The sequence below is a fragment of the Cyanobium usitatum str. Tous genome (assembly GCF_003011885.1).
Classification (GTDB): Bacteria; Cyanobacteriota; Cyanobacteriia; order PCC-6307; family Cyanobiaceae; genus Cyanobium_A; species Cyanobium_A usitatum.
The window spans coordinates 159,368-180,088 of record NZ_PXXO01000004.1 but is presented as its reverse complement, the minus strand read 5'-3'; the positions used below and the strand labels follow the sequence as shown (position 1 = coordinate 180,088).

21 protein-coding genes are annotated in these 20,721 nt (G+C 63.6%); 14 read left to right on the top strand and 7 right to left on the bottom strand.

From position 1 onward, the window contains the following. Nucleotides 1–74: 74 nt before the first annotated feature. The 7 genes from rpsT to rlmN all read left to right on the top strand — a co-directional run bounded on the left by rpsT (nt 75) and on the right by rlmN (nt 12,156). Entirely contained in the window at nt 75–383 is a 309-nt protein-coding gene (rpsT, locus tag C7K55_RS05285; RefSeq protein WP_106502365.1) for a 30S ribosomal protein S20, read from the top strand. A 47-nt stretch (nt 384–430) separates the two neighbouring features. Beyond that, a complete protein-coding gene (locus C7K55_RS05280) occupies nt 431–1,222 on the top strand; it encodes a TatD family hydrolase (protein WP_193486171.1) in 792 nt (263 codons plus the stop codon). A 212-nt stretch (nt 1,223–1,434) separates the two neighbouring features. After that, entirely contained in the window at nt 1,435–4,725 is a 3,291-nt protein-coding gene (rpoB, locus tag C7K55_RS05275) for a DNA-directed RNA polymerase subunit beta (protein WP_106502364.1), read from the top strand. A gap of 83 nt (nt 4,726–4,808) precedes the next feature. Continuing rightward, on the top strand, nt 4,809–6,713 hold the full coding sequence (locus tag C7K55_RS05270) for a DNA-directed RNA polymerase subunit gamma (RefSeq protein ID WP_106502363.1): 1,905 nt from the start codon (nt 4,809–4,811) through the stop codon (nt 6,711–6,713). A 70-nt stretch (nt 6,714–6,783) separates the two neighbouring features. Beyond that, a complete protein-coding gene (locus C7K55_RS05265; protein ID WP_106502362.1) occupies nt 6,784–10,899 on the top strand; it encodes a DNA-directed RNA polymerase subunit beta' in 4,116 nt (1,371 codons plus the stop codon). Then, nucleotides 10,892–11,065 (top strand): chlorophyll a-b binding domain-containing protein, encoded by a 174-nt coding sequence (locus C7K55_RS05260; RefSeq protein ID WP_106502361.1) that lies wholly within the window; start codon nt 10,892–10,894, stop codon nt 11,063–11,065. The genes C7K55_RS05265 and C7K55_RS05260 overlap by 8 nt, the downstream gene beginning before the upstream one ends. 41 nt (nt 11,066–11,106) lie before the next feature. Next, nucleotides 11,107–12,156, top strand: coding sequence for a dual-specificity RNA methyltransferase RlmN (rlmN, locus tag C7K55_RS05255; protein WP_106502360.1), 1,050 nt, complete (start codon nt 11,107–11,109; stop codon nt 12,154–12,156). Between the two features lie 12 nt (nt 12,157–12,168). Here rlmN and C7K55_RS05250 read toward each other — a convergent pair whose 3' ends face one another. Beyond that, a complete protein-coding gene (locus C7K55_RS05250; RefSeq protein WP_106502359.1) occupies nt 12,169–13,440 on the bottom strand; it encodes an AmpG family muropeptide MFS transporter in 1,272 nt (423 codons plus the stop codon). Between the two features lie 67 nt (nt 13,441–13,507). Here C7K55_RS05250 and C7K55_RS14130 point away from each other — a divergent pair, with 67 nt between their 5' ends. From C7K55_RS14130 to C7K55_RS05230, 5 genes are all read left to right on the top strand, one after another. Further along, entirely contained in the window at nt 13,508–13,633 is a 126-nt protein-coding gene (locus tag C7K55_RS14130; protein ID WP_254931229.1) for a hypothetical protein, read from the top strand. A gap of 96 nt (nt 13,634–13,729) precedes the next feature. Next, entirely contained in the window at nt 13,730–14,485 is a 756-nt protein-coding gene (locus C7K55_RS05245) for a HEAT repeat domain-containing protein (RefSeq protein ID WP_106502401.1), read from the top strand. 49 nt (nt 14,486–14,534) lie between these two features. Next, complete coding sequence (locus C7K55_RS05240; RefSeq protein WP_106502358.1) at nt 14,535–14,738, top strand: DUF2997 domain-containing protein; 204 nt, start codon at nt 14,535–14,537, stop codon at nt 14,736–14,738. A gap of 23 nt (nt 14,739–14,761) precedes the next feature. Then, complete coding sequence (locus tag C7K55_RS05235) at nt 14,762–15,151, top strand: DUF1257 domain-containing protein (RefSeq protein ID WP_106502357.1); 390 nt, start codon at nt 14,762–14,764, stop codon at nt 15,149–15,151. A gap of 20 nt (nt 15,152–15,171) precedes the next feature. Beyond that, nucleotides 15,172–15,567: a ferredoxin gene (locus C7K55_RS05230; protein WP_106502400.1), complete on the top strand. Its 396-nt coding sequence runs from the start codon at nt 15,172–15,174 to the stop codon at nt 15,565–15,567. Here C7K55_RS05230 and rsmG read toward each other — a convergent pair. Continuing rightward, the gene (gene rsmG, locus C7K55_RS05225; RefSeq protein ID WP_106502356.1) at nt 15,533–16,282 is read right to left on the bottom strand and encodes a 16S rRNA (guanine(527)-N(7))-methyltransferase RsmG; all 750 of its coding nucleotides are present in this window, start codon (nt 16,280–16,282) and stop codon (nt 15,533–15,535) included. The two genes, C7K55_RS05230 and rsmG, sit on opposite strands and share 35 nt — an antisense overlap. A gap of 68 nt (nt 16,283–16,350) precedes the next feature. Here rsmG and C7K55_RS05220 point away from each other — a divergent pair, with 68 nt between their 5' ends. Beyond that, entirely contained in the window at nt 16,351–16,812 is a 462-nt protein-coding gene (locus C7K55_RS05220; protein ID WP_241518186.1) for a J domain-containing protein, read from the top strand. Further along, on the top strand, nt 16,809–17,075 hold the full coding sequence (locus C7K55_RS05215) for a DUF3143 domain-containing protein (RefSeq protein WP_106502354.1): 267 nt from the start codon (nt 16,809–16,811) through the stop codon (nt 17,073–17,075). Before C7K55_RS05220 ends, C7K55_RS05215 begins: the two co-directional genes overlap by 4 nt. Here C7K55_RS05215 and C7K55_RS13700 read toward each other — a convergent pair. Genes C7K55_RS13700 through C7K55_RS05195 form a run of 5 tightly spaced genes read right to left on the bottom strand, consistent with a single transcriptional unit; the run spans nt 17,072 to nt 20,558 of the window. Continuing rightward, nucleotides 17,072–17,227, bottom strand: coding sequence for a hypothetical protein (locus C7K55_RS13700; protein WP_193486158.1), 156 nt, complete (start codon nt 17,225–17,227; stop codon nt 17,072–17,074). The two genes, C7K55_RS05215 and C7K55_RS13700, sit on opposite strands and share 4 nt — an antisense overlap. Before the next feature lie 16 nt (nt 17,228–17,243). Then, the gene (gene bioD, locus C7K55_RS05210; RefSeq protein ID WP_106502353.1) at nt 17,244–17,909 is read right to left on the bottom strand and encodes a dethiobiotin synthase; all 666 of its coding nucleotides are present in this window, start codon (nt 17,907–17,909) and stop codon (nt 17,244–17,246) included. After that, a complete protein-coding gene (locus C7K55_RS05205; RefSeq protein ID WP_117434958.1) occupies nt 17,906–18,730 on the bottom strand; it encodes a methyltransferase domain-containing protein in 825 nt (274 codons plus the stop codon). The genes bioD and C7K55_RS05205 overlap by 4 nt, the downstream gene beginning before the upstream one ends. Further along, entirely contained in the window at nt 18,727–19,410 is a 684-nt protein-coding gene (locus C7K55_RS05200) for an alpha/beta fold hydrolase (RefSeq protein WP_106502352.1), read from the bottom strand. Before C7K55_RS05200 ends, C7K55_RS05205 begins: the two co-directional genes overlap by 4 nt. Further along, nucleotides 19,401–20,558, bottom strand: coding sequence for an aminotransferase class I/II-fold pyridoxal phosphate-dependent enzyme (locus C7K55_RS05195; protein ID WP_396094818.1), 1,158 nt, complete (start codon nt 20,556–20,558; stop codon nt 19,401–19,403). The genes C7K55_RS05200 and C7K55_RS05195 overlap by 10 nt, the downstream gene beginning before the upstream one ends. Nucleotides 20,559–20,721: the final 163 nt, after the last annotated feature.

Here is a 20,721-nt window from a genome sequence, read left to right as displayed (position 1 = left end):
CTTGCGGGCGGTGAGGGTTCTTAGGAGGGTCTGGCGGTAGGATCTACCTTCTCTGATCCAGCGTCCGTCCGCCTGTGGCCAATAACACCTCATCGAAGAAGCGCATTGAGGTTGCCGAGCGCAACCGTCTTCGCAACCGCACCTACAAGTCGGCCCTGCGCACCTTGATGAAGCGCTGCTTCACCGCTTGCAGCGCCTACTCCCAGACCCCTGGTGAAGACGCAAAGACAGCTGTTCAAACCACCATGAACGCTGCTTTCAGCAAGATTGATAAGGCTGTGAAGGTGGGTGTGCTGCACCGCAACACTGGAGCCCACCAGAAGTCGCGCATCAGTGCTGCTGTGAAGAAGGTGACCGCGCCGGCCGCAGCCGCCCAAGCCTGAACCAGGTCCCGTCCGTGATTGCCTCGCCAGCAGCGACTGAATCGGGTTTGCCCGTTTTGGTTGACAGCCACTGCCACATCGTTTTTCGCAATTTCGACGACGATCTGGAGGAAGTGGCCCAGCGCTGGCGCGATGCTGGAGTTCGTTCCCTGGTGCATGCCTGCGTTGAGCCTGGGGAAATTCCAGCGATTCGCGCCTTGGCAGATCGTTTTGAAGAGTTGCGCTACTCCGTAGGGGTCCATCCGCTCGATACCGAGCATTGGCAGCCCGACACGCCAGAGATTTTGCGTCAAGCCGCCCAGGCTGATAGCCGGGTTGTGGCGATTGGAGAACTCGGCCTCGATCTGTTCCGTGAGCAGAATCTGGCTGCCCAGCTGGCCATGCTCGAGCCCCAGCTTGATTTGGCAGTGGAGCTAGACCTGCCTGTGATCGTCCATTGCCGCGACGCTGCCGAGCCGATGTTGACCTTGCTGAGGCAACGGGCCTCCTTAGGTGGCTGCCCTCGTGGGGTGATGCATTGCTGGGGCGGAGATCCTGAAGAGATGGCTGGTTTCTTAGAGCTCGGTTTCTTCATCAGCTTTAGCGGCACGGTGACTTTTCCCAAGGCGGAAGCCACCCATGCCTGCGCCCGCCAGGTGCCTGCCGATCGCTACCTAGTGGAAACCGATTGCCCCTTCTTGGCGCCGGTGCCCCGCCGCGGCAAGCGCAACGAACCGGCTTTTGTGGCGGCGGTGGCAGCCCGGGTCGCTGATTTGCGTGGGCAAACCCTCACAGAAGTGGCTCATACCAGCAGTTCCAACGCGGCAAGGCTGTTCGGACTGCAGCTTCACAATGTATGATGTTTTATTGGTCTGGAAGCGGAAGCGCTGCTTGTTGTCGACGTCTGCATTCTTGAAGCGACCCCGTTAAGCATGCCCCCGCGGGCAGCCGTTCCCTACGAGGGGAGCGGCTGTTTGTGTGGTCGGTTGCGGAGCATTCAAGTCAGCGGTGATCGGCGTCAGATGCGTTCCACTGCCCAGTCCTTATCCACCCGTTCCTGCAGGTTCACCGCATGAGCAGCGCGATCCAGGTCGCCAAGACCGCCACTTACCTCCCCGATTTGGTGGAGGTGCAGCGCGCGAGCTTCAAATGGTTCCTGGAGAAGGGCCTGATCGAAGAGCTCGAGAGCTTTTCGCCGATTACTGACTACACCGGCAAGCTTGAGCTGCACTTCATCGGTAGCGAGTACCGCCTGAAGCGCCCACGTCACGACGTTGAAGAAGCAAAGCGTCGTGACGCGACCTTTGCATCCCAGATGTATGTCACCTGTCGCCTGGTTAATAAGGAGACAGGGGAGATCAAGGAGCAAGAGGTTTTCATCGGCGAGCTGCCCTTGATGACCGAGCGAGGCACCTTCATCATCAACGGTGCCGAGCGGGTAATCGTCAACCAGATTGTGCGCTCACCTGGCGTCTATTTCAAGGACGAACAGGATAAAAACGGCCGTAAAACCTTCAACGCCAGCCTGATCCCTAACCGGGGTGCCTGGTTGAAGTTTGAAACTGATAAAAACGACCTGCTGCACGTTCGTGTTGACAAGACGCGCAAGATCAACGCCCACGTTTTAATGCGGGCTATCGGCCTGTCTGACAACGACGTGCTCGATAAACTTCGCCATCCCGAGTACTATCAGAAGTCGATCGAGTCGGCCAACGACGAGGGCATTTCTTCCGAAGATCAAGCTCTGCTTGAGCTCTACAAAAAGCTGCGTCCAGGTGAGCCTCCCTCTGTCAGCGGCGGCCAGACCCTGCTGCACAGCCGCTTCTTCGATGCCAAGCGCTACGACCTAGGTCGCGTCGGTCGTTACAAGATCAATAAAAAGCTGCGCCTCACCATCCCCGATGCGGTGCGCACCCTCACCCCTGAGGACGTGCTCAGCACCATCGACTACTTGATCAATCTCGAGCTCGATGTGGGCGGCGCCAGCCTCGATGACATCGACCACCTCGGCAATCGCCGGGTGCGCTCAGTGGGAGAGCTGCTGCAAAACCAGGTCCGGGTCGGTCTCAACCGGCTCGAGCGCATCATCAAAGAGCGCATGACTGTCGGTGAAACCGAATCGCTTACCCCTGCCCAGCTGGTGAACCCCAAGCCCCTAGTGGCGGCGATCAAGGAGTTCTTTGGCTCCAGCCAGCTGAGTCAGTTCATGGACCAGACCAACCCGCTGGCGGAGCTAACCCACAAGCGCCGGATCAGCGCCTTGGGCCCAGGCGGTTTGACCCGCGAACGGGCCGGCTTTGCGGTTCGCGACATCCACCCGTCCCACTACGGGCGCATCTGCCCGATCGAGACACCGGAAGGACCAAATGCAGGCTTGATTGGCTCCCTGGCTACCCACGCCCGAGTCAATGAGTACGGCTTCATCGAGACGCCGTTCTGGAGGGTGGAAGAGGGCATCGTCCATAAGAGCGGTGATCCCATTTACATTTCTGCTGATATCGAGGATGAGTGCCGCGTAGCCCCTGGCGACGTGCCCACCAACTCCGATGGCTACATCACCGCAGATCTGGTGCCTGTGCGCTATCGCCAGGACTTTGAGAAGGTGCCCCCTGAGCAGGTCGATTACGTCCAGCTTTCGCCGGTGCAGGTGATCTCGGTAGCTACCTCCTTGATCCCCTTCCTGGAGCATGACGACGCCAACCGGGCCCTAATGGGATCGAACATGCAGCGCCAGGCCGTGCCCCTGCTGCGGCCAGAGCGTCCCTTGGTGGGTACCGGTCTGGAAACCCAGGTGGCCCGCGACTCCGGCATGGTGCCGATCACCCGGGTCAATGGCACGGTCACCTTTGTCGATGCCACAGCCATCGTGATTCGCGATGAGCAGGGCACCGACCATGTGCACCACCTACAGAAGTACCAGCGCTCCAACCAGGACACCTGCCTCAACCAGCGACCAATCGTTCGCCAGGGCGATCCGGTGATTGCCGGTCAAGTGCTGGCCGATGGTTCTGCCTGCGAGGGCGGCGAGATCGCCCTGGGGCAAAACGTGCTGATCGCCTACATGCCCTGGGAGGGCTACAACTATGAGGACGCGATCCTGCTGAGCGATCGTCTCGTGCATGACGATCTATACACCTCGGTTCACATCGAGAAGTACGAGATCGAAGCCCGTCAGACCAAGCTTGGGCCTGAGGAGATCACGCGGGAGATCCCTAATGTGGCCGAGGAGAGCCTGGGCCACCTCGACGAGATGGGAATTATCCGCATCGGCGCCTACGTCGAAAGCGGCGACATCCTGGTGGGCAAGGTGACCCCCAAGGGTGAATCCGACCAACCCCCCGAAGAGAAGCTGCTGCGTGCAATCTTCGGCGAGAAGGCCCGCGACGTCCGTGACAACTCCCTGCGAGTGCCTGGCACTGAAAGGGGTCGGGTTGTGGACGTGCGCATTTACACCCGCGAGCAGGGCGACGAACTGCCGCCCGGCGCCAACATGGTTGTGCGGGTCTATGTGGCCCAGCGCCGCAAGATTCAGGTTGGCGACAAGATGGCCGGCCGCCACGGCAACAAAGGCATCATCAGCCGGATCCTGCCCCAGCAGGACATGCCCTACCTGCCCGATGGCACCCCCATCGATATCGTGCTCAACCCCCTAGGGGTACCGAGCCGCATGAATGTGGGCCAGGTGTTCGAGTGCCTGATGGGTTGGGCGTCTTCCCACCTCGACTGCCGGGTCAAGGTTGTGCCATTTGACGAGATGCACGGCGCTGAAAAGTCGAAACAGACCGTGCAGGCTTACCTCGAGGAAGCCGCCAAATTGCCTGGCAAGGAATGGGTCTACAACCCCGATAACCCAGGCAAGATTCAGTTGATCGACGGCCGCAGCGGTGAGCCTTTTGACCAGCCCGTCACTGTTGGGTACGCCCACATCCTCAAGCTGGTTCACCTGGTGGACGACAAGATCCACGCCCGCTCCACCGGCCCCTACTCCCTGGTTACCCAGCAGCCCCTGGGCGGCAAGGCCCAGCAGGGCGGCCAGCGTCTCGGTGAGATGGAGGTCTGGGCTCTTGAGGCCTATGGCGCCGCCTACACCCTGCAGGAACTGCTCACCGTCAAGTCCGATGACATGCAGGGCCGCAACGAGGCCCTCAACGCCATCGTTAAAGGCAAGCCGATTCCCCGTCCTGGCACGCCGGAGTCTTTCAAGGTGCTGATGCGCGAGCTTCAGTCGCTGGGTCTAGACATCGCCGTCTATACCGACGCCGGCGAAGAAGTGGATCTGATGCAGGACGTCAACCCCCGCCGCAGTACCCCCAGCCGCCCCACCTACGAATCCCTCGGCGTCGCGGACTATGACGACGACTGATCGCTGATTGATCGCGGATCGCTCCTCCAGCGGGCGAAGCCGTGCCTCCCATTCCTTTCTCGATCTCCGCGAGCTGCAAGCCGATGTCCAACAGCAACCTCCGCACTGAAAACCACTTCGACTACGTCAAGATCACCTTGGCGTCGCCGGAGCGGATCATGCAGTGGGGGCAGCGCACGCTGCCCAACGGTCAAGTGGTGGGTGAGGTAACCAAGCCCGAAACCATCAACTACCGCACGCTGAAGCCCGAGATGGACGGGCTCTTCTGCGAGAAGATCTTTGGCCCGTCCAAGGACTGGGAGTGCCACTGCGGCAAGTACAAAAGGGTGCGTCACCGCGGCATCGTCTGCGAGCGCTGTGGTGTGGAGGTGACGGAGAGCCGGGTGCGCCGCCACCGCATGGGTTTCATCAAGCTGGCTGCCCCCGTATCCCACGTTTGGTATCTCAAGGGCATTCCCAGCTATGTAGCGATCCTGCTCGACATGCCCCTGCGGGATGTGGAGCAGATTGTTTACTTCAACTGCTACGTGGTGCTCGATCCGGGCGACCACAAGGACCTCACCTACAAGCAACTTCTTACGGAAGATGAGTGGCTGGAGATTGAGGACCAGATCTATGCCGAGGATTCGGATATTGAGAATGAGCCCGTAGTGGGCATCGGCGCCGAGGCCTTGAAGCAACTGCTGGAAGATCTTGAACTCAACGAGACCGCTGAGCAGCTGCGTGGGGACATTGCCGCCAGCAAGGGGCAAAAGCGCGCCAAGCTGATCAAGCGCCTGCGCGTGATCGACAACTTCATCGCCACTGGTGCCCGTCCCGACTGGATGGTGCTCGATGTGATCCCGGTGATTCCGCCCGACCTGCGCCCGATGGTGCAGCTCGATGGCGGCCGCTTCGCCACCTCAGACCTCAACGATCTCTACCGCCGCGTCATCAACCGTAATAACCGGTTGGCCCGTTTGCAGGAGATCCTGGCTCCTGAAATCATCGTTCGCAACGAGAAGCGGATGCTGCAGGAGGCGGTAGACGCCCTAATCGACAACGGCCGCCGTGGTCGCACCGTGGTGGGCGCCAACAACCGAGCTCTGAAGTCACTGAGCGACATCATCGAGGGCAAGCAGGGCCGCTTCCGTCAAAACCTGCTTGGTAAGCGGGTCGACTACTCCGGTCGTTCCGTGATCGTGGTGGGTCCGAAGCTGAAGATGCACCAGTGCGGCCTGCCTAAGGAGATGGCGATCGAGTTGTTCCAGCCGTTCGTGATTCATCGCCTGATCCGCCAGAACATCGTCAACAACATCAAGGCCGCTAAGAAGTTGATTCAGCGCGCCGACGATGAAGTGATGCAGGTGCTTCAGGAGGTGATCGAAGGTCACCCGATCCTGCTGAACCGAGCTCCGACCTTGCACCGTCTTGGCATTCAGGCCTTTGAGCCGAAACTGGTTGATGGTCGCGCCATCCAGCTGCACCCCCTGGTGTGTCCGGCCTTCAACGCCGACTTTGACGGTGACCAGATGGCCGTGCACGTGCCGCTGGCGATCGAAGCTCAAACTGAGGCCCGCATGTTGATGCTGGCGAGCAACAACATCCTTTCGCCCGCCACTGGCGAGCCGATCATCACCCCGTCCCAAGACATGGTTCTTGGCGCTTATTACCTCACGGCCGAAAAGCCTGGAGCCATCAAGCCTGAATTTGGCGACCGGGCCAAGACCTTCGCCAACCTCGACGATGTGATCGATGCCTATGAGGAGAAGCACCTTCACCTCCACGATTGGATCTGGGTGCGTTTCAGCGGCGAGGTGGAGAACGACGACGAGGACAAGCAGCCCCAAAAAGAAGAAACCCTCAGCGACGGCACTCGCATCGAGCAGTGGCTGTTCCGCCGCGATCGCTTTGATGAAGATGGCGCCCTTATCAGCCGCTACCTGCTCACCACCGTTGGACGCGTCGTGATCAACCACACGATCATCGACGCAGTGGCTGCGACCTGACGGCCGTTCCGGATTCAAGGTTCCGGGTTTCCGTTTTCCTTCCTCTTACGACTATCAACTGCGCGCAGCCATGACAGCCACACCCGCTAAGAAAACCACCAAGAAGAGCGCCAAGAAGGCCGCTGAGGCAGCCGCTCTCGAAATTGCTGCTGCTGCAGCTTTAAAGGCGAGCAAGGCGCTTAGCAAGCAGGCGCCACCCTTCCGCAACCGCATCATCGACAAGAAGGCGCTGCGCAATCTGGTCGCTTGGGCCTACAAGCACCACGGCACGGCTGCTACGGCCTCACTGGCTGATGAGCTCAAGGATCTCGGCTTCCACTACGCCACCCAGGCCGCCGTTTCGATCTCCGTCGACGACCTGCGCATTCCTGGTGACAAAGCTGCCCTGCTGGCTGAAGCCGAGGAGCAGATCACTGAAACCGAAGAGCGCTACCGACTTGGTGAGATCACCGAGGTTGAACGTCACACCAAGGTGATCGACACCTGGACCGAAACCAACGAACGGCTCGTGGCTGCGGTTCGCCGCAACTTCAACGAGAACGATCCACTCAACTCGGTTTGGATGATGGCCAACTCCGGCGCCCGGGGCAATATGTCCCAGGTGCGTCAGCTAGTGGGCATGCGCGGCTTGATGGCCAACCCCCAGGGGGAAATCATTGACTTGCCGATTCGCACCAACTTCCGTGAGGGTCTGACGGTCACCGAATACGTGATCTCCTCCTACGGCGCCCGCAAGGGTTTGGTGGACACCGCCCTGCGTACAGCAGACTCCGGCTACCTCACCCGTCGCTTGGTAGACGTAGCCCAGGACGTGATCGTGCGGGAAGACGACTGCGGTACAACCCGCAGCATTCCGATCGATGCTGATGAGAAAGGCAGGTTTGGTTCCAGGTTGATCGGCCGCTTAGCAGCCGAGCCCGTGGTGGCAGAAGACGGCGAAATCATTGTTGATCGCGACGGTGAGATCGATCCGATCCTGGCGCGCCGGATCGAGGCAGGTGGTGTGAAAACGGTGAAGGTGCGTTCGCCGCTTACCTGTGAGGCCTCTCGTTCGGTGTGCCGTAAGTGCTATGGCTGGGCCCTAGCCCACAACCAGTTGGTTGATCTGGGCGAAGCCGTCGGCATCGTCGCTGCCCAGTCGATCGGTGAACCCGGCACCCAGCTGACGATGCGGACCTTCCACACCGGTGGTGTGTCCACGGCCGAATCCGGCGTGGTGCGCTCTTTAGTAGATGGCACGGTCGAATTCGGGCCCAAGGCTCGGGTGCGCCCCTTCCGCACCCCCCACGGTGTGGAGGCCCAGCTAGCCGAAACAGACTTCACCCTCAGCGTTAAGCCCACGGGTAAAGGCAAGCTGCAAAAGCTCGATATTATTAGCGGCTCGATCCTGTTTGTCGCTGATGGCGACACCGTGCCCGGGGACACGATCCTGGCCCAGATCGCTGCTGGCGTGGCGGTTAAAAAGAGCATTGAGAAGGCCACCAAGGACGTGATCTGCGACCTGGCCGGTCAGGTGCGTTACGAGGATGCGATCCAGCCCAAGGAGGTCACCGACCGCCAGGGCAACATCACCCTCAAGGCCCAGCGCCTGGGCCGGATGTGGGTGTTCAGCGGAGACGTTTACAACCTGCCCCCCAATGCCCTGCCCGTGGTGGGCGGCAACAAGCCCGTAACAACCGGGGAAGTGCTGGCCGAAAGCCGCCTAGTTAGCGAGTACGGCGGCGCCGTGCGCCTGCGCGACAGCGCCGGTGACTCCCGCGAGGTACAGATTGTTACCTCCAGTCTCACCCTCAAAGACTGCAAGTTGGTTGGTGAATCCACCCACTCCGGTGAGATCTGGCACCTCGAGGGCAAGGACAACATCCGCTACCGCCTCAATACCGCCCCGGGCAGCAAGATCGCTAACGGTGAGGTGATCGCGGAGCTCGCCGACGACCGCTTTCGCACCCAGACCGGAGGCACCGTCAAGTTTGCCCCTGGCCTTTCGATCAAGAAAGCCCGTAGCGCCAAGAACGGCTACGAGGTGAGTAAGGGCGGCACCCTGCTGTGGATCCCCCAGGAAACCCATGAGATCAACAAGGACATCTCCCTGTTGATGATTGAGGACGGCCAGTGGATTGAGGCCGGCACCGAGGTGGTGAAGGACATCTTCAGCCAGACTGCAGGCATCGTCACGGTGACCCAGAAGAACGACATTCTTCGGGAAATCATTGTGCGCTCAGGCACTCTGCACCTGGTTTCCGATAGTAAAACCATCAGCAAATTTGCTGACGGCAAGATGGTTACCCCTGGCGAGGAGATCGCCAAGGGTCTTAAGGCAGAGGCGATTCTGTTTGTTGAGTCAGTTGAAACCCCTGACGGTGGGGCCCTTCTGCTGCGTCCGGTTGAGGAGTACGCCATCCCAGATGCTGCCCACCTGCCCGAATTGGGCGCGGTTAAGCAGTCTGGCGGCCCCTCTTTGAATCTCAAGGCCACCCAACGCCTGGCCTTTAAGGACGGCGAGCTGATCAAGAGCGTTGATGGAGTGGAGCTGCTGCGCACCCAGCTGATCCTGGAAACCATCGACACCACTCCCCAGATGACGGTGGATGTGGAAGCGGTGTCTGATAAGCGGGCTAAGACGATCGAGCGCCTGCAGCTCACGATTTTGGAAACCCTGCTTGTGCGTCGCGACACCCTCTCCGACGCCAGCCACGGCTCCACCCACACCGATCTTCAGGTGGAAGACGGCATTGCTGTGAAGCGCGGCGATGTGGTAGCCACCACCCAAATCCTCTGCAAGGAGGATGGAGTGGTTCAGCTGCCTGATCTGGTCGATGGCGAGCCGATTCGCCGTTTGATCGTGGAGCGCGATGGCGACACCCGCAACATCGAGCTTGGTTCGGCCAAGTGTGAGGTTGGGGTTGAGCAGCGCATCGTCGACGGGGACCGGCTGGCGGAAGGGGTCGAAGCCCCTTGCTGCGGTCAGGTGGAGGCCATCAACGGCAGCACCCTCACGATTCGCCTCGGTCGCCCCTACATGGTTTCGCCCGACTCCGTGCTGCACGTGCGTGATGGCGAGTTGGTGCAGCGCGGTGACGCCCTGGCCCTGCTGGTGTTCGAACGTCAAAAGACAGGCGACATCGTGCAGGGTCTGCCCCGTATCGAGGAGCTGCTGGAGGCCCGCCGTCCGCGGGAATCCACAATTCTCTGCCGCAAGAGTGGCACCGTGCAGATTAAGCAGGGTGATGACGATGACTCGATAACCGTTTCGGTTATCGAGCACGACGATGCCATCACCGAGTACCCAATCCTGTTGGGTCGCAACGTGATGGTGAGTGATAGCCAGCAGGTGCACGCTGGTGAATCGCTCACCGACGGCCCGATCAATCCCCACGAGTTGCTGGATTGCTTCTTCGAAGATCTGCGCAGCCGCAAGCCCACCATGGACGCGGCCCAGGAGGCGATCTCCAAGTTGCAGTTCCGGATGGTCACGGAGGTGCAGAACGTCTACAAGAGCCAGGGAGTTGCGATTAGCGACAAGCACATCGAAGTGATTGTGCGCCAGATGACCAGCAAGGTGCGCATCGAGGATGCCGGGGACACCACCCTGCTGCCCGGTGAGCTAATCGAGCTGCGTCAAGTGGAACAGGTCAATAGCGCCATGGCAATCACCGGTGGCGCACCCGCCGAGTTCACACCGGTGCTGCTTGGTATCACCAAGGCTTCGCTCAACACCGACAGCTTCATCTCGGCTGCCTCCTTCCAGGAGACCACCCGGGTGCTGACTGAGGCGGCGATTGAAGGCAAGAGCGACTGGCTGCGCGGTCTCAAGGAGAACGTGATCATCGGCCGCCTGATCCCTGCTGGTACTGGCTTCAGCGGCTTCGAAGAGGAGCTGCGGGCAGAGGCGGGCCCCCATCCCGACATCCTCGAAGAGGAGGCCATGGGCTATCGCCGTATGCAGAACCTGCGTCCCGATTACACAGTCGAGATGCCTGCCCCGGCGGCGTCGATGGCCGTGCTGGATGATCCCTCCGATGCGGATCTTGAGGCAACTCGCAGCCGCCATGGCATCGAAGCCAGCGCCAGCGGCACGGCAGCTTTTACCAGGCCATCCGTTGAGGAGGGTCTGGAGGAGGAGCTGATCGCTGATCCCGCTGCCCTCGAGGGCCTACAGGAAGAGGGTCTGCTCACCGATGAGTGATTCCGCCCGCACCAGCCTGAATACGCCGGTGCCCCAGCGCCGGTTGCCCCGATTTGGCTTCCACACCCACACCGAGCTGCTCAATGGCCGCATGGCCATGCTCGGTTTTATTGCCCTGCTGGTGGCGGAGTGGAAGCTGGGCCACGGCTTGCTGATCTGGCCTTGAGCACATCGCCCGCTGCGCCGCTAGCCACTCCCCTGCTGGGGATGGGTTTGCCGGCCCTGGAGCAGTGGGCTGTTGGCCATGGTCAAGCCGCCTTCCGCGGCCGTCAGCTGCACGATTGGCTTTACGCCAAGGGAGCCCGCAGCCTCGACCAGGTAACGGTGCTGCCAAAGGCTTTCCGGGACCAGCTGGCCGGCCAGCCCCCCCGTGGTTCCTCCGACTGGATTGGTCGCTCGCGGGAGCTGCACCGCAGCGTCGCCCGCGATGGCACCACAAAACTATTGCTGGGTACTCACGACGGCCTCAGCCTCGAGACCGTGGGCATCCCCGCCGAAGGCAGGCTCACGGTGTGTGTGAGCAGCCAGGTGGGCTGCCCGATGGCCTGTCGTTTTTGCGCCACCGGCAAAGGGGGGCTGCAGCGCTCCCTGGCGGTGCACGAGATCGTTGATCAGGTGCTGAGCGTGCGTGAGGTGATGGACCAGCGCCCCAGCCACGTGGTGTTTATGGGTATGGGTGAGCCCCTCCTCAACAGCGAGGCGGTGCTGGCAGCGATCGATTGCCTCTGCACCGATCTCGGTATGGCCCAGCGCCAGATCACCGTGAGCACCGTGGGGGTGCCCAAAAGCCTGCCCACCTTGGCGGAGCAGGCCCTAGAGCGGCTGGGTCGGGCCCAGTTCACCTTGGCGGTGAGCCTGCATGCCCCTGACCAGAAGCTGCGGGAGGAGCTGATCCCCACGGCCCATGCCTATCCCCTGGAGGCGTTGCTGGCCGATTGCCGCCACTACGTTGAGCTCACAGGCCGGCGGGTGAGTTTTGAATACATCCTGCTGGGTGGGCTAAACGACCAGCCCCGCCATGCGGAGGCCCTTTCGCGGCTCCTGCGTGGCTTCCAGAGTCATGTGAATCTGATCCCTTACAACCCAATTGCCGAGGAGGAATTCCAGCGTCCGGCGCCTGGCGCAGTGGAAGCGTTTCGACAGGCCCTGATCGATCGCCACGTGGCTGTCAGTGTGCGGGCTAGCCGCGGCCTCGATGCCGATGCAGCTTGCGGCCAACTACGTCGCCGGCTCGAGGGCAGCCTGGAGCCGGCGTGAGCTGGAGCTTGATCAGGTGGCGTCGCGGCTGGGATCGAAGGCGCCGCGTGCCTCCTTTTCCCCCCAGGGGGTGAGCTGCAGCATCAGCAGAAAAGCGGGTATGGCGGCAGCGGCCGTAGCCAGGAAAAACATGGGCCAGCCCACGTTGCCCGCCACCACGCCGGCCGGGGCCGACAGCAGCGAGCGGCTCAGTGCGTAGATGCCGGAAAGTAGGGCGTACTGGGTGGCCGAAAAGCGCGGGTTGCAGAGGCTCATCAGCAGCGCCACAAACACCGCGCCCACCATGCCTCCGCTCAGGTTCTCCAGGCTCACGGCGGCGATAAGCCCGCCGAAGCCCCAATTGAACTGGGCCAAGGCCCAATAGGTGAGGTTGCCGCAAACGCCGGCGATTGCGAACAGCCACAGGGAGCGGTTCATGCCGATCCGGGCAAACAGCACGCCGCCAATTACGGTGCCGGCCATGGTGGCGGCAATCGCCCAGCCCCCCTGCACCAAGCCGATCTGGGCATCGCTGAACCCCTGCAATTTCAGGAAGGGGATGGCCATGGCGTTCAGTAGGCCATCGGGCCAGCGGTAGAGCAGCACCAGCAGCAGCAACTGCCAGGCCCGGTTTGGTCCCGCCCGGAACAGGAACTCCCGCGTTGGACCAAGCACCGCCTGCCGCAGGCTCGTGACCGGGTGTTGCACCGGTTGCAGGGCCGGGGCCCAGATGGTGAAGGGCACTACGGCCGCCAGCAGAGCTGCCGCAGCAAGGAAGGCGGCAGGCCAGCCAAAGCGATCAGCCAGCAGGAAGCCACCGGCACCCACCGCGAGCATGGCGGCCCGGTAGCCGAGGGTGGCTCCGGCAGCACCTGGCCCCCGCTCCGCCTCGGGCAGGAGGTCGGTGCGGTAGGCGTCGACAGCGATGTCCTGGGTGGCACTGCAGACGGCCAGCACCAGGGCCGCGATGCCGATGGCGGTGAGGCTGGCTGGATTAGTGCTGGGTTGCAGCAGGGCCATCGCCGCAATCACTGGCACCAGGATTAGCTGCATCAGCAGCAGCCAGCCGCGGCGGCGATCGGGCCAGGCGATCGGCCAGCGGTCTAAAAGTGGCGCCCAGAAAAGCTTGAGGGTGTAAGGCAGCTCAGCTAGCGGGATCAGGCCGATGAGGGCAAGAGGAACTCCGCTAGCGGTGAGCCAGCCCTGCAGCAACTTGCTGCCCACCATCAGCGGGGTGCCGCTGGCTACTCCCTCGGCGGTCACAGCTGTTAGACGCCGCCAGCTGCCGGAACTCTTATCTGCCATCACATAGGCGTTATTCGGCGAACCCTAGGGGCGATGATGGAAGCCAGCACTCGCAAACGCCTCGGCTGTGCAATTTTTTCGCTCCACCCTGCTGCCGGCCGCGATTGTGGTGTTGTTTGGTCTGGCCCTGTTTGCCGTGAGCGCCCGCATCTGGTTGCCAGGTGACATGGCGGCCCCCGCCCCGATTGGCTGAGTCAACGTTGTGAGCGTTTCTCCCCAGTCCGATCAGCCGTCCGGTGGGGATAGTCCCTTCGGTGGCAGTCCCCAAGAGCTGTACCTCGACCCCGAGATGCTGGCTCAGGAGCTGGCAGAAGAGCTGCGCGGTGATCCGCTCGACGATCTTGATAACAGTGATCCAACGGCCAGTGATGTGGCGGCCGAGTGCGATCTGGGCTTGGCGTTGTTGCGGGGCGATGCAGGGGCAGACAGCCAGGAGCGGTGCATGCAGGGTTTGCGCATTTTTTGTGAACACCGTGATCCCCGGGCCCTGCCCCTGTTGCTGCCGCTGCTGACGGAGAGCTGCCCGATCCTGCGGATGAGCGCGGTCTACGCCTTGGGCCGCAACCCCAGCCCCCAGGCGGTTGAGCCCCTGCTGGGCCTGCTGGTCTCAGATGACAACGGCTACGTGCGCAAGGCCGTGGCCTGGAGCCTGGGCAACTACCCCGACGCTCCCATCCTTAATCCCCTAATCCGCTCCCTGCAGGTGGATATCTCCGCGGTGCGCCTCTGGGCTGCCAGCTCCCTGGCTGAGGCGGGCTGCACCGGGCCGGCAAAGGCCGATCCAGCTGCGGCCCAGCTGTTGCTCAGCATGCGCATCGACAGTGAGCCGGCGGTGCGCAGCAACAGCGCCTGGGCCCTCGGTCGCCTCTACGGCGAGCTGGTGGAGCCCCGGCAGCAGCTGGTGGTTGAGTCCCTTTTGCATTCAATGCTCAACGATTTCGAATCGGGTGTGCGCGATGAGGCCCGGCTGGCCCTTGAGCAGCTCGAGCAGCCGGAGGTGTTGGAGCGTCTGCAGACCCTGGTGGAGGAGGGGTTGCTCAGCTGAACGGGAGCAGGATTTCCTGGTTAACATCTTCAAACCTTTCCAGCGTGAGATGGAACAGCTCACCATCCGTTATCGAATCCATCCCGATGGGCGCGTCGATGAGCTGGTGGAAGGGCTGAATGGCATGGCGTGCGAGCAGCTCACTGAGCGCATCGAGGCCAGGCTTGGAGTTGTGCAGCAGCGCCGGTTAACGGCTGAGGCCTTTCTCTGCGAGCAACAGGCCCAGCAAAGCCAGGTCCAGTCCCTCTCCTGAACCGATTACCTCTTCCTAGATCGATGTCGCACTTCAGCACCATCAAGACCGAGCTCCGTGATCGCCAGTCCTTGCTCGAGGCTCTCGAGGATCTGGGCCATGGCCCAAGGCAGGGAAGTTTGATGGTGCGCGGTTATCGCGGCCAAACCGTGGAGGCCCAGCTGGCTGTGGCCCAGCCCAATGGCGCTGATATCGGTTTTCGCCTCAATCCTGAAACCGGTAGCTATGAGCTGGTGACCGATCTCGACCTCTGGAATCAGGCCGTGCCGGTGGAGCGCTTCTTGGCCCAGCTCAATCAGCGATATGCCCTGCGCAGCATCCTGGCCGCCACGGCTGAGGAGGGTTTCCAGGTGAGCGAGCAAGCCCAGCAGCAAGACGGCTCCATTGAATTGGTGGTTACCCGTTGGGCCTAGATCCGGGAGCTCACCCCGGCATGGTTGATCCCTCCCTGGCGTTCACCGCCACCGCCCTTGCCCCCGAGTCACGGCGTAGTGGTCACGAACCACTGCTGGGTGGAGCTTTGGGTCAGAAGGCCGTATGGGTTGACGAGGCTGTCTGCATTGGCTGCCGCTACTGCGCCCACGTGGCCGTCAACACCTTTGCGGTTGAGCCCCACTGGGGCCGCTCCCGGGCGATTCGCCAGGACGGCGACTCCACCGAGCTGATACAGGAGGCGATTGATACCTGTCCCGTTGATTGCATCCATTGGGTTGCTTATGAGCAGTTGCCCGAGTTGCAGCAGCAGCTAGACGGCCAGGAAATTCTTCCCCTTGGTGTGCCATCGCCGGTGCGGCTCAAGCGCACGTTGCCGCGCCCAGGGGCTGCTTAGCCGGCAGCCCCACGGCCCTGGGATAGGTGCGCGGGCAGGGGGCCAGCGGTTTAACCACCAGGGCGTGGCGGCTACCCCGGCCACTAGGTAATTCCCTGGCCAGGCACTGGTCGATGCCAGCCTTCAGGGGAATAAGGGCGGCGTTGAGGTCCCGTTGGTCATCGGCTGACCACTGGCCGCGATAAAGCAGGGCTCGCCCCTGGGGTTGCAGCAGCGGTACCAGGTATTCGGCCACCACCGGCGCGCTGGCCACGGCCCGGGCCAGGGCCCAGTCGAACTGGCCCCGACAGGCCTGCTGCTGGCCGGTGCGCTCGATCCTTTCGCAGCGCAGCTGCACTCGCTCCCCAAGCCCTAGCGCTGCGGCCATGGCCTGCACCGCCTCCACCTTGCGCCCCACCGAATCCACCAGGGTCAACTGGGCCTGGGGAAAGGCGATCGCTAGCGCTAGGCCGGGGAAGCCACCGCCGGTGCCCACATCGATCAGCCGCAGCGGTGCCTGGGCTGCCCCCGATTGCAGCAGGGGCACCACGGGCCAGAGGCTGTCAAACACCTGGGCTATCCAGAAGTCGTCGTCCTCCACCAGCCGGGTCAAGTTGAGCTTGCTATTCCATTGGCGCAGCTGCTCCTGCAGGTCTCCCAGCGACTGTTCTTGGGCTGGGCTGGGCTGCCAGCCGAGCTCCTGCCAGAGGGCATTGCCGGTGAGGGTGCGAACCATCCAGCTTGGTAACGGGTTTCTGATCTCTAGGATCCCGCAGACCGGATCGTTTTCCCGGCGCCCTGCCCTTGGCCAGCTCCCCACTCAGCTATTACTCGTTGCTCCAGGTGCCGCAGAGCGCCTCGCCGCAGGAGCTACGCCAAGCGTTCCGGGGGCTGAGCAAGCGCTACCACCCCGATACCACCGTGCTGCCGGCTGGGGAGGCTGCATTGGCTTTCCAGCAGCTGCAGCAGGCCTACGGGGTGCTGAGCGACCCGGCCCTGCGCCAGCGCTACGACGACCAGCTGCGCCCGCCTTCGGTGCCCAGCAGCCCCGTTGCACCGCCCCCGACCATCATTACTCGGCCTGCTTCGGTGCGGCGTGATCTTTCTGGTGGCGAGTGGCTGGCGCTGCTGCTGCTGGGTTTTGCCCTGGTGTTGAGCTTGGTTCTGGGTGTGGGAGTCGCCTGGATGCGCGGCGCCCAATTGGTGCAATTGCCTAGCTGGTGGCCTGAGGGCGCCCCCACCAACGTGACAGGGTTGGCTTCATGACCGAGATGCCCAGTTCCCAGACACCGCTGTATCACCACCCCCTGCCTGCTCTGGAGCACTGGCTGGAGCAGTTAGGTGCCAAGCGGCAGCGCGCCAATCCCTGCCTCTGGGACCTGCACCGCCCCGAATGGAGCGCCCAGATTGAGCTGGAGGTGGACGAGCTTAAGGTGAGCTGGCACAGCGACGGCCAGGTGTGCGTGCGTCACTTTCCCTATGGCTTGTCGCGGGCCGATGCCGAGGCGGTGATCCTGGCGGGGCCTTAACGGCAGATGCGGCTCTGCTGCTCCCCAGCGGTGGAGAGCGGCCCGCAATTAACCCAGCGCACCATGGAGGTCTCTACGTCGGTGAACAGCACCAACACGCCGCCGCAAAGCAGTACTAGGACGCCACTTACTAACCAGTGCTGCTTGCTCATCGGCGGGGGTTGCTCATCAGTGGGGGTTGGGGGCTGCGCCCATGGCTGCAGTCAGGGTACGGCCCAGGTCTTGCGCCTGCCATTGGGCAGCCAGCCCGGAGGCGGTGAGCGGTTCTAAAGGGGGCAGCTGGGCTAGCACCGGCGCTTGGGCCAAGGCGGCCAGGGTGGCGGGATTGTCGGGATGGAGCGGGCCATTCAGCACCAGGCCCAACAGGGGAATGGAGCGCTGGCGCAGGGCCTCCACCGACAGCAGGGTGTGGTTGAGGGTGCCCAGGCCGCTGCGGGCCACCAGCAGCACCGGCAGCCCCCAGGCGGCTAGCTGATCGATTTGCAGCCAGTCGCGGCGCAGGGGTACCAGCAACCCACCGGCGGTTTCAACTACCAATGCTCCGGCCACTGCCGGCAGGGCCAGTCGGGCCGGGTCGATCGTGATGCCCTCTAGTTCGGCGGCCCAGTGGGGTGACACCGGCGTCTGCAGCCGGTAGGCCTCCGGCAGCAACCGCTCCGCTGGCAGCTGCAGCAGGGCCTGCAGGCGGCCCGAGTCGCCGCCACCTTCCAGTCCGCTTTGTACCGGTTTCCAGTAGGTGGCCCCGAGCCCCTGGACCACAAGGGCGCTCACCACGGTTTTGCCCACGTCGGTGTCGGTGCCGCAGATCACCAGGGCGTTGCTGCAGCTGCTCATGGGCCGGTTCGCTGACCAAGAAGCACTAATACTTCCCAGCTGACGCAGCCATCTGCTGGCCAGCAGTGCAGCAGCCGGCGCAACTGGGCCGCACTGAGGCGGCTGGCCCGGCTGGCGCTGGCCCCGAGGCCCTGTAGCTGCTGCAGAAAGCCGAGGCCGCTGCCGTAGGCGCGGCTGAAGCGCAGCCGGCGGCTGTAGTGAGCCATCAGGCCGCCCCTGCTGGCCGCCGCCAGCAGGGCTTCGGCGTCGGGCAGGCTCAGAGCTGTGCAGGGCACCCCTGCAGCCGCGGCGGCCTGGTGCCACTGGGGGAAACTGGCGCTTGTCGGCACCGCCAGGCCGAGCCAGCCCCCTGGCCGCAACTGCTCGCACCAGTGCTGTACTTGGGCTTGGGGATTCTCCAGCCACTGCAACGCGAAGCTGGAGGTGAGCAGGGAGGCCTGGTCCAGTTGCTCCGGCAGCCCCAGGTTGAGGTCCCAGCTGAGCTGGCCGCCGGCAGAGGTTTGGGGGTTATGGGCCAGTAGTTCGGGGCAGATATCAAGCTGCAGGAGGGCTTGCTGGCATCCCTGAGCCCGCAGCGCCTGGCCCACCAGCCCGGAGCCCGCGCCCAGGTCGGCCCGGGGGCCGGCGGCAAGGTGGAGAGGAGCGCACAGGTGGGCCAGGCGCCAGGCCACCCCCTGCTGCAGGCGGGCATGGCGGGCATAGCCGGCGGCGTGGCGGCCGAAGCGGCTGCTCACTCGCGCGCTAAATCCTGCGTCATTTAGAAGCGTGTCATTTAAAAGCGTGTCTCTCAAAACCGTGTCGCGCACTGGATTTGCGTTCATGGCAGGCCCTCTATCCAGCCACACACGGTGGGCACGAGGGCCGGGCTGAGCAGGCAATGCCCCACGCCCGCCAGCACCAGGTTGTCGGCGGCAGGTAGGAGGTTGCGCAGCTGGTGGCGGGCTTGTGGATTCACGATCTGATCCTCGCCGCCCTCCACTATCAACACCCGAGCCTGGAGCGGGAAGCCAGGCGGTAGCCCCGCCGTGGCCGCCAACAGGTCTAGATCTTCCGCCAGCCGCTGGCGGCCGGAGGCAGCAATAGGGGCGGCGGCGATGCCAGGGGGCAACAGGCTGGAGGGCTGGGGTGCTGCGGCGCGCTCCATGAAGGTTTGCAGCATGGCGCTGGCTTCCGGGCCGGCCAGCTGGCTTGCCATGGCCGCCACGGCGCTGCGCAGTCGGCGGCCGCTGGCCCCCTCTGGAAGGAATGCTCCGAAGCTGGCGAGCAGCACCACCGCATCGGCCTGGGCCAGCACGGAGGCGGGCAGCAGATGGGGGCCCAGCGAGTGGGCGATCACCAGCTTCAGCCCCTGGCCGCTCTGCCAGGCCACCGGCCTGGGAGCTTGCCCGCCGTAGCCCCGTTCGCCGCACTGCCACGTCCAGCTGCGGGCGCTCCAGGCGCTGTGGAATGGTTCCCAGCCCTGGGCATCGCCGGCCCAGCCGTGCATGGCGATCAGCTGCATGCAGGACTCCCCAGAGCTGTGAGCAATCGCTCCAATGTGCCCGCCGGTAGGTCGTGGCGCAGCACCAGCCGCAGCCGCGCCGTGCCTTCAGGCACGGTGGGGGGGCGGATGGCGACGCTCAATAGGCCGGCCGCTTCTAAGCGTTGTTGCAGCTCGAGAGCCCGGTGATCGTCGCCCACCAGCAGCGGCAGGATCGGCCCGGCGCCTGGCGGCCGCGGCCATCCTGCCGCTTCCAGACAGGCGCGCCAACGGGCGGCTCGCTGTAGCAGGGCCTCGCTGCGGGGTTCGGCCTGAATCAGGGCCAGGGCGGCCAGGGCGCCGGCGGCCAATGGTGGGGCTAGGGCCGTGGTGTACCGGAAGGCCCCGCTGGATTGCAGCAGCCAGTCCCCCACCAGGGCATCGCCGGCCAGAAAGGCCCCGCCGCCACCAAAAGCCTTGCCGAAGGTGCCGCTGATCAGGGCGATTTCGGGCTGGTTGTGGCCCAAGCCCCGTCCGCCGGGGCCGAGTACTCCCAGGGCATGGGCCTCATCGAGCAGCAGGGCGGCGCCGTGTTTGGCGCAGATGGCCGTCAGGACCGCCACATCCACACTGGTGCCCTGCATCGAGAACAGGCTCTCGCTCAGCACCAGCAGCCGCTGGCCGGGAGCGCGCCGGCGGGCTGCTTGCAGCTGGGAGTCGAGCTGGGCCAGGTCGTTGTGGGCGAAGCGTTGCAGCCGGGCACCGCTGGCGCGCACCCCGGTGAGCAGGGAGTGGTGGATCAGTCGGTCGGCCAGCACCAGGCTGTGGCGATCGGCCAGGGCCCCTACCGCCGCCAGGTTTGCCTGAAAGCCGCTGGGGAAAAGCAGTACCTGCTCGCGCCCCAGCCAGGCAGCCAGTGCTGCCTCTAGCTCACCATGCACCGGCCGACTGCCGCTCACCAGCCGCGAGGCTCCCGCTCCCAGTCCCTGGCTGGCCGCGGCGGCCTGGGCGGCTGACACCACCTCGGGGTGACGGCTCAGACCTAGGTAGTCGTTGCTGGCTAGATCCAGCAGGGGGGCACTCCTGCTAAGGGGAGTTGCCAGATCAAGGGTGGCGGCGGTTGCGGCGGGGGCAAAGTTGCGCAGGCCGCGGCGGCGCTGGGGGGGAATGGCTGCAAGTTGACGCCGCAATTCATCCCGCCAGCTGGCGGCTCTTTCCCCTGAGGGGGGAGAGGTGGTGCCGGGTTGTGTCAACGACCGGACAGTGCTGCGCAAACGCTAAATCCGAGCTTGTGCCACGGCCTGTTGCTACCGAAGCTGGCCCGAGGCGGAACAGGCTCCTCCCTCATAGGAT